Origin of the sequence: Streptomyces sp. NPDC018026 (assembly GCF_044327745.1) — a bacterium.
Lineage (GTDB): Bacteria > Actinomycetota > Actinomycetes > Streptomycetales > Streptomycetaceae > Streptomyces > Streptomyces rubrogriseus.
The window spans coordinates 629,236-642,274 of sequence record NZ_JBIRFY010000003.1 but is presented as its reverse complement, the minus strand read 5'-3'; the positions used below and the strand labels follow the sequence as shown (position 1 = coordinate 642,274).

Annotated in this window: 13 protein-coding genes; 11 read left to right on the top strand and 2 right to left on the bottom strand. The window is 70.5% G+C overall.

The window, feature by feature from the left end; all coding sequences use genetic code 11:
• Positions 1 to 70: 70 nt before the first annotated feature.
• The 11 genes from ACH4D3_RS13090 to ACH4D3_RS13040 all read left to right on the top strand — a co-directional run bounded on the left by ACH4D3_RS13090 (position 71) and on the right by ACH4D3_RS13040 (position 11,392).
• Positions 71 to 976 carry a LysR family transcriptional regulator gene (locus tag ACH4D3_RS13090; RefSeq protein WP_398320626.1) on the top strand — a complete coding sequence of 302 codons (906 nt, stop codon included), beginning with the start codon at positions 71 to 73 and terminating at the stop codon, positions 974 to 976.
• Positions 977 to 1,400: 424 nt separating this feature from the next.
• Positions 1,401 to 2,963 carry a 4-hydroxyphenylacetate 3-hydroxylase N-terminal domain-containing protein gene (locus ACH4D3_RS13085; RefSeq protein ID WP_398320623.1) on the top strand — a complete coding sequence of 521 codons (1,563 nt, stop codon included), beginning with the start codon at positions 1,401 to 1,403 and terminating at the stop codon, positions 2,961 to 2,963.
• A gap of 40 nt (positions 2,964 to 3,003) precedes the next feature.
• Complete coding sequence (locus ACH4D3_RS13080; RefSeq protein WP_398320620.1) at positions 3,004 to 3,939, top strand: VOC family protein; 936 nt, start codon at positions 3,004 to 3,006, stop codon at positions 3,937 to 3,939.
• On the top strand, positions 3,936 to 4,688 hold the full coding sequence (locus ACH4D3_RS13075; protein ID WP_398320617.1) for a dimethylmenaquinone methyltransferase: 753 nt from the start codon (positions 3,936 to 3,938) through the stop codon (positions 4,686 to 4,688). The genes ACH4D3_RS13080 and ACH4D3_RS13075 overlap by 4 nt, the downstream gene beginning before the upstream one ends.
• A gap of 4 nt (positions 4,689 to 4,692) precedes the next feature.
• Positions 4,693 to 5,115, top strand: coding sequence for a cupin domain-containing protein (locus ACH4D3_RS13070; protein ID WP_398320614.1), 423 nt, complete (start codon positions 4,693 to 4,695; stop codon positions 5,113 to 5,115).
• 54 nt (positions 5,116 to 5,169) lie between these two features.
• Positions 5,170 to 6,720 carry an aldehyde dehydrogenase family protein gene (locus ACH4D3_RS13065; RefSeq protein WP_398320611.1) on the top strand — a complete coding sequence of 517 codons (1,551 nt, stop codon included), beginning with the start codon at positions 5,170 to 5,172 and terminating at the stop codon, positions 6,718 to 6,720.
• A gap of 62 nt (positions 6,721 to 6,782) precedes the next feature.
• Entirely contained in the window at positions 6,783 to 7,184 is a 402-nt protein-coding gene (locus ACH4D3_RS13060) for a RidA family protein (protein ID WP_398320608.1), read from the top strand.
• Between the two features lie 35 nt (positions 7,185 to 7,219).
• Positions 7,220 to 8,677 (top strand): purine-cytosine permease family protein, encoded by a 1,458-nt coding sequence (locus ACH4D3_RS13055; protein WP_398320605.1) that lies wholly within the window; start codon positions 7,220 to 7,222, stop codon positions 8,675 to 8,677.
• A gap of 106 nt (positions 8,678 to 8,783) precedes the next feature.
• Positions 8,784 to 9,365: a flavin reductase family protein gene (locus ACH4D3_RS13050; RefSeq protein WP_398320602.1), complete on the top strand. Its 582-nt coding sequence runs from the start codon at positions 8,784 to 8,786 to the stop codon at positions 9,363 to 9,365.
• On the top strand, positions 9,362 to 10,555 hold the full coding sequence (locus ACH4D3_RS13045) for an acyl-CoA dehydrogenase family protein (protein ID WP_398320599.1): 1,194 nt from the start codon (positions 9,362 to 9,364) through the stop codon (positions 10,553 to 10,555). The genes ACH4D3_RS13050 and ACH4D3_RS13045 overlap by 4 nt, the downstream gene beginning before the upstream one ends.
• 15 nt (positions 10,556 to 10,570) lie before the next feature.
• Positions 10,571 to 11,392, top strand: coding sequence for a fumarylacetoacetate hydrolase family protein (locus ACH4D3_RS13040; RefSeq protein ID WP_398320596.1), 822 nt, complete (start codon positions 10,571 to 10,573; stop codon positions 11,390 to 11,392).
• Positions 11,393 to 11,513: 121 nt separating this feature from the next.
• On the opposite strand, the gene ACH4D3_RS13035 is transcribed toward ACH4D3_RS13040, so the two are convergent.
• Both ACH4D3_RS13035 and ACH4D3_RS13030 read right to left on the bottom strand, forming a co-directional pair.
• Positions 11,514 to 12,110, bottom strand: a complete 597-nt coding sequence (locus ACH4D3_RS13035) for a sigma-70 family RNA polymerase sigma factor (protein ID WP_398320593.1) — start codon at positions 12,108 to 12,110, stop codon at positions 11,514 to 11,516.
• A 150-nt stretch (positions 12,111 to 12,260) separates the two neighbouring features.
• A complete protein-coding gene (locus tag ACH4D3_RS13030) occupies positions 12,261 to 13,034 on the bottom strand; it encodes a hypothetical protein (protein WP_398320590.1) in 774 nt (257 codons plus the stop codon).
• Between the last annotated feature and the right edge of the window lie 5 nt (positions 13,035 to 13,039).

Genomic DNA, 13,039 nt, shown 5'->3' with positions numbered 1-13,039 from the left:
GTTTCCTGTATGGCGGCGGACGCGATCGGGTCCGTTGACAATCCCCGAGGGGCGTGAAATGCACACTGGCATGGACTTTCGTCAGCTGGAGTACTTCAGAGCCGTCGTCGGGGCGGGTTCCGTTTCACAGGCCGCCAAGAACCTCGGGATGACGCAGCCGCCGGTCAGTCACGCCATCGCCAAACTGGAACGCGAGCTGGGGGTGCGCCTGCTGGAACGAACGGCGAAAGGCGTCCACCCGACCCAGGCCGGGCTCCATCTCCTGGCCACCGGCGAGCGTCTGATCGCCGACCGCAACCGGGTCGTCGAGACGCTGCGGATGATGGGCGAGGGCGCGGTCGGCGACCTCCACCTCGGCGTGGAACCCATGGTCGTCAACGAACTCATCGCCGACGTGCTGGCGGAGTTCCTGGAGCAGGCCCCCGGGGCGCGCGTCAGCCTGGCCGACGTGACGCCCGACGTCGTCGTCCAGCGGATCCTCGCCGGGGAGCTCGACATGGGGTGCATCCCCTTCGGTCCGCACAAGTTCGCCGGGTTCGTCGCGGACGGCTGCGACTGGCGGCCGATCCTGGACATCCCGATCAAGCTCGCGGTCCCCAGGTACCGCTCGGGGGAGTCGCATCCCGACGGCAGGGGCTGGGGGCGCTGGATCCTGCCCGCCCGGATCCCCGCCTTCTCCGGAATGCCGGACGCGGCCGAGAAGGCCCTGGCAGGGGACCCTTCGTTCGAGGTCCTCGAAGTCTCCACGCCCCAGACCGCGCTCGCCTTCGTCGCCGCCGGCCTCGGCGTGGCCCCGGTGACCGAACGCATCGCCGGCCGCAGCGACTCCGTCGCCCTCCTAGACCCGCCGAGCTGGCTGCCGCCCATGCAGGCCACCCTCCTGTGGCAGCGCGGTTCGGAGGTCACCCCGCTGATGAGGCGGTGGATCGAGGCGACCCGCACCATCGCGGAGCATCGCCGGGCCATCTCGTCGTGACCCGGGCCATACAAGGAACCGCACAGCCCCCCTTCGCGCCTCGTATGGAAAGGCCAGGGGAATGCGAGCGAAAGGGCTGGGGAAATTCTTGATTAGCGAGTGACGCGCGTCACATGAGGTTGGGTGATCCGTACGTCACCGGCTTGCCTGACGCATGAAGAACCTGCTGTTCAGAGAGGTGTACCGGGGCAGTCCCGGGTCGGCGCCCCACGCCCGGGACGCCCGCACCGGCCTCTCGGCACCCTTCACGGGAACCCTTGCCGCTCTCCGTACGGCCGTGCCAGTCTCCTCGGCAATTCGACGGCGCAGGCGGCTTCGGATCGGTACGGGAAATGGCCCGGCACCGGATCGCCGCCCGCGTATTGGTTGCGCGAACCGACGGCTCGGCCCGGTTCCGTGAACGAAAAGAAGGGGCCGGTCAGTGATGGCGGGAAACATGAACGAGTCGGCGAACACCCCGGCGGGCCGCGAGCACATTCCCTTTACCGGGGCCGAATACCTGGAAAGCCTGAACGACGGCCGCGAGGTGTGGATCTACGGCGAGCGGGTGGCGAACATCGCCGAACACCCGGCCTTCCGCAACAGCGCCCGCATGGTCGCCCGCATGTACGACGCCCTGCACGACCCCGCGCGCAAGGACATCCTCACCGCGCCCACCGAGTGGGGCGGTTTCACCCACCGCTTCTACCGGGCGCCCGGCACCGTGGAGGAGCAGGTCGCCTCCCGCGACGCCATCGCCGAGTGGCAGAAGATCGCCTGGGGCTGGATGGGCCGCTCGCCCGACTACAAGGGCTGCTTCCTCGGCACCCTGGGCGCCAACGCCGAGTTCTACCGCGGCTTCGAGGACAACGCGCGCGCCTGGTACCGCAAGGCGCAGGAGAAGACCTGGTACATCAACCACGCCATCATGAACCCGCCGGTCGACCGCGGGCTCGGCGCCGACGCCGGCAAGGACGTCTTCATCCGGGTCACCCGGGAGACCGACGCCGGGTTCTACGTCAAGGGCGCCAAGGTGGTGGCTACGGGCTCGGCCCTCACCCACCACACCTTCGTCGGCCACGTCGGCCAGGTCGCCGTCCAGGACCCGGCCTTCTCGCCCGTCTTCATCACGCCCACCAACGCCCCCGGCGTGAAGCTGCTCTGCCGCACCTCCAACGAGTACCGGGCGGCGGCGCTGGGCAGCCCCTTCGACTACCCGCTCTCCAGCCGGCTGGACGAGAACGACGCGATCCTGGTCCTGGACGACGTGTTCGTCCCCTGGGAGAACGCCTTCATCTACAACGACCTTGAGCAGGCCAACAAGTACAACATCCACTCCGGCTACCTGGAGCGCGCCTCGCTGCACGGCTGCACCCGGTTCGCCGTCAAGATGGACTTCCTGGTCGGCATGCTGGCCCGGGCGCTCGACGTCACCGGGGCAGGTCAGTTCCACGGCGTCATGTCCCAGCTCGGCGAGGTCATCGCCTGGCGCAACACCTTCTGGGCACTGTCCGACGCGATGGCGAAGAGCGCGGTGCCGTGGAAGGGCGGCATGATCCAGCCCGACCCGCAGTTCGCCGGCGCGTACCGCGTGATGAACCAGCTCGCCATGCCGAAGATCAAGAACATCATCGAGCAGGTCGTCGCCAGCGGGCTGATCTACCTCAACTCCCATGCCAAGGACTTCGCCACCCCCGAGATCCGCGGCTACCTCGACACCTACCTGCGCGGCACCGGCGGCATCGACGCCGAGGAACGCGTCAAGGTCATGAAGATGCTCTGGGACTCCATCGGCACGGAGTTCGGCGCACGCCACGAGCTGTACGAGATCAACTACATCGGCAGCAACGACGTGACGCGCCAGACCAACCTGTTCGGCGCGCGCGGCAGCGGCCTCCTCGACCGCCTCAAGGATTTCGCGCAGAGCGCCATGGACGAGTACGACCTCGACGGCTGGACCGTGCCCGACCTCGTCGGCCCCGACGACGTCAGCATCCTCAAGCGCTGACCCCGCGCCGCTCCCGCTCCCACCCACCACAGGAGGCACCGTGGCCACGGCAATCGACGCCGCCCAAGTCACCTACGAGGCACCCGACCTCGCCCTGATGGAGCAGTTCCTGACCGCCTTCGGCATGACCAGGGTCGAGGGCAGCGACGACCGGACCCTGTACATGCGGGGCACCGGCACCCAGCACCACATCCATGTCACCCGCAAGGCCCCGAAACAGCGTTTCGTCGGCGCCTCCATCGAGGTCGCCGGCCACGACGACCTGGCCGAACTCGCCGCCCTGCCCGGGTCCTCCCCGGTCCGCGCATCCACCGAGCCCGGCGGCGGTCACGAAGTCGTGATGACCATGCCCGACGGCATCGAGATCCGCGCGGTCTGCGGCCGGGCGAAGGCGGAACCCCTCCCCGAGCGCGCTCCGTTCGCCATGAACAACATCCGCGACAAGAACCGCCTGCACACCTCCGTCCGGCAGTCCGTCGCCCCCTGCACCATCGCGCGCCTCGGCCACTTCGTGCTCCACGTCAAGGACCACGACGCGTCCATGGCCTGGCTGAACGAACGGTTCAACTTCCTGCCCTCCGACCACTTCGTGCCGCCCGGCGAGGACGGCCCGATCGTGGGCACGTTCGTCCGGCTGGACCTCGGCGAGCAGCTCGTCGACCACCACTTCATGCTGCTGCTGGAGTCGGACTGGGTGGGTGTCCACCACAGTGCCTTCGAGGTGACCGACATGGACGCGGTGATGTCGTCGCACGACTACCTCGTCCAGGAGGGATTCAGCCTCGACGTCGGAGTCGGCCGCCACCTCCTCGGCAGCCAGATCTTCGACTACTGGAAGGACCCCTTCGGCTTCCGCATCGAGCACTACACCGACGGCGACGTCGTGGACGCGAGCCACCGCCCGACCCGGTTCAACGGCACCGCCTCCGAGACCACCCAGTGGGGCAACCGCCCGCCCCTGGAGTTCTTCCGGTGACCGGCACCGCGCACCCGGACCCGGCCGAAGCGCTGACCGGGACGGTACGGGACCAACTGGCGCGCGCCGGCTCGGCCACGGTCGCCAACATGCTGCTCCGGCGCGGCCTGCGCAACGTCCTCATGGCCGGCGTACGGCCCCTGACCGCCGGGCAGCGGCCGATGGTCGGCCCGGCCTACACCCTGCGCTTCATCCCGGCCCGGGAGGACCTCGACACCCTCGCCGGTTACGCGAGCAGCGACCACCTGCACCGGCGGGCGGTCGAGGAGTGCCCGCCCGGCGCGGTGCTGGTGATCGACGCCCTCGGCTCCACGGCCGCCGCCTCGATGGGCGACATGATGGCGGCGCGCCTCAAGCGCCGCGGCGTGTCGGGCGCGGTGACCGACGGCGGCTACCGGGACTCCGCCGCCGTCGCCCGGACCGGCCTGCCCTGCTTCCACCGGGACAACGCCCCGAGGGCCACCCCCGTCGCCCTGCACCCGGTCGCCCTGGACGAGCCCGTCGGCTGCGGCGGCGTCGCCGTCTACCCGGGCGACGTCCTGCTGGGCGACACCGACGGCGTCGTGGTCGTCCCCCGCCACCTGGTGGCGGAGGTGGCCGCCGAGGGCGCCGACGCCGCCGCCTACGAGGAGTTCGCCGCCCTGCAGATCGAACGGGGACGGTCCCTCTTCGGGCTCTTCCCCGGCACGTCCGAAAGCCGTCAGGAATACGACACGTGGGTGGCAGCGGGCCGCCCCGGTTTGGAGTGAAGAAGTGGACATCAACGCCGAGACCATGAAGTCCCTGGAGGTCCTGATCCACGCGGCGGACCTCGACGAGGACAACTGGATCGACTACCCCGACTACGGCTTCCGCCAGTACTTCCTGTTCAAGAACGCCGAGACCGGCGCCAGCATCGCCCTGCTCGACTACGACAAGGGCGGCACCATCCCCACCAGGCACACGCATGCCTCGAACCAGTTCATGTACTGCCTCGACGGCGACTACGAGTACACCGACTCGGGCCTCAGGCTGCGCCCCGGCTCCTTCTACATGAACCCCAAGGACCACCCGCACGGCCCGACCCTGGCGCACGAGCGCAGCCGGCTGATCGAGATCTACGACGGCCCGCACTACTACGAGAAGCCCGAGTACCACACCGACGAGACGATCGGCGACTTCCTTGCCAAGGACTGAACCGCCGGCCCGTACCCGACTCCCCTTCGAAACCGCGACGTTGATGAGGCGATGATGAGCGAGACGAACAGCACCGTGTTCGACACCGGGAAGGTGCTGGCCGAGTTCGGCCTGGACCACGTGCACTCCGGGACCTACGCCGACTCGCTCGGCTGGGGGCCCGTCGAGGACCGGCCGGTCATCGAGGCGCAGTGCCCGGCCGACGGCGAGACCGTCGGCCGGATCGCGGCCTCGGACGCCCGGGACTACGAGGCCCTGGTGAGCGCCGCGGTCGAGACCCAGCAGAAGTGGCGCATGGTGCCGCCGCCCCGGCGCGGTGAATTCGTGCGCCGCATCGGGCAGTTGATCGAGCAGCACCTCGACAGCCTCGCCGCGATCGTGTCGCTCGACACCGGCAAGTCGACGATGGAGGCCAAGGGCGAACTGCGCGAGGCCGTCGACATGTCCACCCTGGCGGCCGGCCAGGCACGGATGCTGTACGGCTTCACCCAGCAGTCCCAGCGTGCCGAGCACCGCATGTACGACCAGTGGCTGCCGCTGGGAGTCGTCGGCCTGATCAGCGCGTACAACTTCCCGGCCGCGGTCTGGGCGCAGAACGGCTTCCTGTCCGCGATCGCCGGCAACACGGTGATCTGGAAGCCGAGCCCGAAGGTGCCGCTGACCGCGATCGCCGTGCAGAAGCTGGTCAACCGGGCGGCGGCGGAGCTGGGCTGCGAGGGCGTCTTCTCGCTCTTCCTCCCCGAGGACGACGCCGTCGCCGAGCGGCTCGTCGCGGACACCCGGGTCGCGATGATCTCGTTCACCGGCTCCACCGGCGTGGGCCGCAAGGTCGCCGACACGGTCGGATCGACCCTCGGCCGCAGGTACCAGCTGGAGTGCTCGGGCAACAACGGCTGCATCGTCGACGAGAGTGCCGACCTGGAACTCGCCGCCAAGGCCCTCACGTTCGGCGTGGTCGGCACGACCGGGCAGCGCTGCACCAGCACCCGCCGCGTGATCGCCCACGAGAGCATCGCCGGCGAGCTGGTCGAGCTGATGAAGAAGGCCTTCGACCAGATCACCATCGGTGACCCGCGCGAGCGGGACACCGTCGTCGGCCCCCTGATCGACCGGCGCGCGGTGCGGGACTACCAGGACGTCCTCGCCGGCGCCGAGCGCGAGGGCGCCACGGTGGCGTACGGCGGCCAGGTGATCGACCGCCCCGGCCTGTACGTCGAGCCGGCCATCGTCACCGGGGTGCGTCCGCACTTCGCCATCGCCCGGTCGGAGACCTTCGCGCCGATCGTCTCGGTCCTCACCTACCGGGACCTCGACGAGGCCATCGAGATCCACAACGGTGTGGCCCAGGGCCTGGCCTCGGGCATGCACAGCACCAACCTCACCCACATCGAGACGTTCCTGTCCGCCCGGGGCAGCGACTGCGGGATCGTCCGCATCAACATGGGCACCACCGGCGCCGACGTCGGTTCGGCCTTCGGCGGCGAGAAGGAGACCGGCGGCGGCCGGACGGCCGGCTCGGACGCCTGGAAGGGCTTCATGCGGCGCCAGAGCGTCTGCGTGAACTGGGGCGGCACCTCCGCCTGGGACAACCGGATCGACCTCTGAGCACCACCGCCACCGCCACCGCCATCGCCATCGCCATCGCGAGAACCCTGAGGATCACCACCATGAAGAAGGAACGTTTCTGCTCCGACGCGGTGCGCGAGCCCGCGGACGGCATGTGGTCGAACTGCCTGCGGGTGGACGACCTGATCATGATCTCCGGCATGACGGCGCGCGGCCGCGACGGGGAGACCCTCGTGGGCGACACCGCCTACACCCAGGCCAGGACCGTCTTCCAGAAGATCAAGGACCTGGTCGAGGCGGCCGGAGCGGCCATGGACGACATCGTCAAGATGACGATCTTCGTCACCGACATGAAGGACAACGCCGAGGTCTGGAAGGCCCGCCGGGAGTTCTTCACCGGCGACTTCCCGGCCTGCTCCCTGGTCGAGGTGTCGGCACTCGCCAAGCCCGGGATCCTCCTGGAGATCGAAGCCGTCGCCGTCGCGGGCTGCAGCGCGGACTGACCGCGCGTGGTCACTTTCTTGGAGGGGTAGGAACTGTGTCCTCACACACCGGAATTCCCAGATCCACCGAGTCGGCCCTGGCGGCAGCGGCGGAGGATCACGCTCTGGTCAGCGTCCCCGCGGCGGACCGGAAGAGCGGCTACCAACTCGCCCTCAGTCCGGTCAGCGTCGCGACCGCGCTCGTCGTGTTCGCCATCGCCGGCTTCACCGTCGTCCTGGCCGGCTTCGCCGTCGGCCTCACCGTCGGCGTGCTCGTCGCCGCCTTCGCGCTCTTCCTCGGCCGGTCCCTCGGCCGGATGGCGTTCGAGACCGGCATGTCCTCCACGCTCACCTCCCGGTTCTTCGGGTTCGGCTTCGTGGGGTCGGCGCTCGGTTCGATCGTCTTCGCGTTCATGATCCTCGGCTTCCTCGCCGTGGAGGCCGCCCTGCTCTACCAGGGCACCCTGCTCATGTTCGACCTGCCCGACTCCTGGCCGATCCGCATCCTCGTCTACGGCCTGATGACGCTGGCGTGGATCACGCTCGCCGTCTTCGGCCTGAAGTTCGCCCTGCGCGCGTCCGGTGTGCTGACGGCCGTCACCCTGCTCGTCACGGTCTACATGATCGTGCACATCTACGTCATCCAGGGCGCCGACCCGACGGAGGTGTTCCGCTACGGCGGCGTGGTGCCCGGCGGCGTGTGGCCGCGCTTCGAGGCCGCCGTGGGTGTCATGGGCGCGACCGCCGGCACGATCGCACTGGTCACGACGGACTTCGCCCGCTACTGCCGCACGCGCCGCGACGTCACGATCCTCGCCGCGGCCGGCCCCCTCACCCAGAACGTCCTGATGACCGTCCTCGGGTCGCTCGTCGTGATCGGCGGCATGCCCGAGGTCGTCGACTACCTCATGGCCCACAACACGGACCTGGGGCCCGAGGCCGCCGCCGCGGCGGGCAGCACCTACGTCATGCAGAACACGGGTGCCTTCTTCGTCGTCTTCGCGGGCTGGGCGGGGTTCATCACCATCTACGCCGCCCAGGCCAAGGCGCAGGCCATCAACGCCTACTCCGGCTCGCTCTCCCTGGTGAACCTCGTCGACTCGCTCACCGGCCGCAAACCCGGGCGCGCGGTCATGGTGGTGGCCGGCAACATCGTCGCCCTGGTGATGATCGCCGCTGGAATCCTGGAGAAGTTCACCGACTACCTGGCCTACCTCGGTTCCATGACACTCGGCATCTGCGGCGTGATGATCGCGGACTACTACCTCGTACGACGCGCCCGTTACGACCGGAGCACACACCGGGTGGAGCGGTGGAACTGGGCCGGAGTGATCACCCTGGTGCTGTCCGCCGCCGTCGGCATCGCCCTGATGGCCACCGACGTGTTCTCCCTCGGGTTCCTGGTCTCCTTCGCGCTGACGCTCGTCCTCTACCCGGTGCTGCGGCGCCTGCTGCCCGAGGGCACCGGCACCACCTTCGTCTCCGACCAGGAAGCCGCGGAGGAAGCCGTCTGAAGCCGGCCGGCGGGTGCGCGGGGACGCCCGCACCCGCCGGTCCACCCGAGCCCGTCACTTCCCCCCGGCCCCGCACCGGCCGGACCCATGAGTCAAGGAGGTCGAGATGACCGACATCATGTGGGACTCCGAGATCTACGAGAAAGCGGCCGACGCCGGCACCCCCGGGTCGGACCACGCGGCCTCGTCACCGTCGCTCGCCGATCCCCGTCAACTGCGCAACGCCCTCGGCAACTTCGCCACGGGCGTCGTCGTCCTCACCTACGAGTCCGGCGGCGAGTACTACGGCATCACCGTGAACTCCTTCACCTCCGTCTCGCTCGACCCGCCCCTGGTGCTGGTCTCCATGCAGCGGACCTCACGATCGCTCACGTACCTGCTGGAACGCCCCTTCGCGGTCAACGTCCTGGGGGACGACCAGCTCGACACCGCCCTGCACTTCGCGGGCAAGCCGCAGTCGCGGCCCGTCGCCTGGGTCGAGGACGGGGCCGCACCGAGGATCGGCGGCTCACCCGCGTACTTCCAGTGCACGCCGTGGGCCGGGTACGACGGCGGGGACCACGTCCTGGTCCTGGGCCGGGTCGTGTCCCACGGCCAGCGGGACGACACCAGCCCGCTGCTCTTCTACCGGGGCCAGTGGAGTGCGCTGGCCCAGGAATCCGACGACCCCGAGGGGAGGCGGCCGTGACGGTCCGCGCGGAACACGACGATGGCGTCAGCGAGTTGCTGACGGTCCTCGACGACATCTACCCGCTGCTCCAGCGCGAGGCCGCGGACAGCGAGCGCCTGCGGCGTCCGACACCGGCCGTGCAGGAGGCGCTGCGCGCGAGCGGCGTCTTCGGTCTGATGGCGCCGGCCGCACTCGGCGGCATGGAGGCGACCCCGCTCCAGATCATGCGGGTCATGGAGAAGCTGTCCCACGCCGACGCCTCGCTCGGCTGGCTCGTTCGCGCCGTGGCGAGCGAGACGGCGACCGCCGCCACCTACCTGGGTGACGAGGCCGTGGCCGCTCTCTTCGCCGAGGGCACCTTCCCTCTGGTAGCGGGCCAGTCCACCGCTTTCACCGGCCGTGCGGTGCGCGTCGGGAGCGGCTACCGGGTGAACGGCACCTGGCAGTTCGCCCCTGGGGTGTCCATGGCCACCCACCTCAACCTCGCCGTGACCGTCGAGGGAACGGGACAACGGCTGGTCTGCCTGGTGCCCCGGCCGGCCCTGCGTATCAGCGACAACTGGGACATGCTCGGCCTGCGCGCGACCTCCAGCCTCGACTACCGGGCCGAGGAGCTGCTGGTCGACGACGCGTACGTGTTCGCCGTGGGCCCGCGTTCGCCGCGCGGCCGCGCCGCGAACGGGCCGAGCCCCGCCCTGATGGCCGGGCTGCACCAGGCGGCCTGGTCCCAGGGCGTCGGCCGGCGCATGCTCGACGAACTGCGCGAGCTGACCCGGCGCAAGGACCCCGCCGAGGGGTCCCCGGTCACCAGCGACGAGTTCTTCGCCGAGTTCGCCCGCCACTACTCGCACGTGCGGGGCACCCAGGCGCTGCTGCGGGACACCTGGCGCGACAACGAGGCCGCCCTCGCGGCCGGCGCGCAGCTGAACGACGAGCAGGAGACCATGTCGCGGCTCGCCTGCAGCCTCGCCACCCGGACCGCACTGGAGATCAGCCAGCTCGTGCACCGCTTCGCGGGCGCGCAGGTCATGCGGGACGGTGTCCTGCAGCGCTTCTTCCGGGACAGCCACGCCGGAAGCCAGCACCGGGGCTCCTCGCACATCGTGACGCAGAAGTGCGGCCGCATGCTGTCGGGCACCCTGCCCGCAGGTTCGCACTGGGGATTCTTCGACCTCGTCGTCCCCGAGACCACCGCCGTCGGCGCCTGAAGGAAGGGGACACGGATGAGACTGGCCACGATCCGCACGCGCACGGGAACGAGCGCCGCCCGACTCGACGGTGAGGTGTTCACGGAGATACCCGGCCACGCCGACGTCGGCTCCCTGCTGGCCGACGAGGACTGGCGGGAGGTCGCACGGACGGCCACCGGCGGCCAACAGCACCGCCGGGACGAGACCGAGCTGCACACACTGGTTCCACATCCCTCCCACGTGGTGTGCGCGGGACTCAACTACAAGGCACACATCAAGGAGATGGGCCGCGAGCTGCCGGCCCACCCCACGCTCTTCGCGAAGTTCGCCGACACCCTGACCGGCCCCGCCGATCCGGTGGCGACCGTGCCGGAGGACCCGGAGATGGACTGGGAGGGAGAGCTGGCCGTCGTCGTGGGGCGCACCGCGTACCGGGTGCGGGAGGAGGAGGCGGGGCGGCACATCGCCGGATTCACGGTGGCCAACGACATCTCGATGCGCGGATGGCAGAACCGCACCACCGAGTGGCTCCAGGGCAAGATCTGGGCCCGTACCACGCCCGTGGGGCCCGTGCTGGTCACCCCCGACGCGTTCGACCCGGCGCGCGCGACACTGCGCACCACCGTCAACGGCGTCCCGGTCCAGGAACACCCGGTCGCGGACCTGTTGTTCAGCCCGGAGTACCTGGTCGCGTACGTGTCGACCATGATCCCGCTCCACCCCGGCGACCTGATCCTCACCGGCACCCCCGGCGGAGTGGGCCGGGCCCGGACCCCGAGCTGGTACCTGACGGCGGGAGACCGGGTCGAGGTGACCGTCGACGGCATCGGCACCGTCTCCACACCGATCACCTGACCCGGCGGTGCGTTGTGCGGCGTCCGCGTCGCGGTGAGAGGGCCGGAGGGGGCGGGGAGGCCGACCGCGGTCCGTGCTCGCGTGACCCGACGGTGCTGCGGGCACGGACCATGACGGTATGTCAGGCCACGGCCGGTGCGTACCGGAGCGTGGTGTCGGGCTCCTCGGCCATCATCTCGGCCAGGTTCAGCCGGGCCCGTGCGACGCGGGAGCGGATGGTGCCGACCGGGCACCGGGCCACCTGCGCGGCGTCCGCGTACGGCAGGCCGTACACCTGCGTGAGCAGGAATGCCTCACGCCGGTCCCGGGGCAGGGCTTCGACCAGGTGCATCAGGGCGACCCCGTCGTCGAAGCCCGGCAGACCGGCCGGCTGGGCGTGCTCGACCGCGGCCTCCCAGTCGGCGCTGCCGTCCGTCCTCGGCCGGCGGGCGGCTCCTCTGAGGCTGTCCGCGACCGCCCGGCGGGCGATCGACAGCAGCCACACACGGGCCGAGGAACGGCCCTCGAACCGGTGCAGCGCCGTCAGTGCCCGCAGGAACGTGTCCTGGGCGAGGTCGTCGGCGGCCTGGGCGTCGTCGGCGAGGTACGCCACATAGCGCAGTACGTCACGTTGGAGGGCGCGCACGAAGCGGTCGACCGCTTCGCTGTCGCCGCCGGCGGCGGCGAGCGCCCATGCCGTGACCGTCTCGTCGGTCACGGCGGGCAGGGCAGGGATCATGGTCCCGTGGTCCTTCCTCGGCAGGATCCCGTACGGCGGTGCCGAGGAGGGGCCCGGGGGCCGTGGCCCGCCGCACAGGTGGGAGACCCGTTCGCGCACGCGCGCACGGGGACCGCCGAGCGCATCGAACGCGCGGCGGTGAACCGGCTGTCAGACGACAGCGGTTTCCCGGGGAGGGCCGCGGGTGGCGAGGGTGTGCACGAGCAGCAGCCGCCGCAGCCGCGAACGGGTCCGCCGCCGGGCGGGCCGGAAGGCGGGCGGGCCCGCCGGTGGCACGAGGACGACGAGCACCAGCCGCAGTGGCACGAAGGCGCGGTCGGCACAGGCGCGTACGAGGGCGAAGGCCGCGCGTTCCCCCTGTGCCAGCCACAGTCCGCACAGGACGGCGGCCACTAGGTGGGCAGCCGGCATGCCCCAGGACGCGGTGCCGGTCATGTGCCCCAGGTGGAGCAGGCCGGCCGGCCCCGACATGTCCGAGGTGCCCGGCTGGGACATGGCTCCAGTGGTGTGACCGGGCCCGTGGTGCAGGTGCTCGGTCAGACCGGCCCGCTGCGCGATGCCGTATGCGCGGGCCGCCTGGGCCGGGGTCGGGTCGGCGCCGCACAGCAGGTACCGCGCCCACTCCTGGACGCTCTGAGTACCACCGGCCGCCACCGTGGACGGCCTGGGCGGGGACTGCGCGAGAGTGAAGCAGACGTGCAGGGCCGCCTGCACGGTCACGGTCAGGGCGGCCACCGCGGCGCCCCGCCGTTCGCGGCCGCCGAAGAACCAGCCCACCGCGCCGACCGCCGAGAGGCCGGACAGCAGCACCCACCAAGGCAGTCCGGAGCCGGACATCAACACGTGGCCGAGGGCGGCGAGCACCACGCAGACAGCCGCGAACACCGCGGCCCGCAACGCGCGCAACGCCCCGTCGGCAGCCATGACAA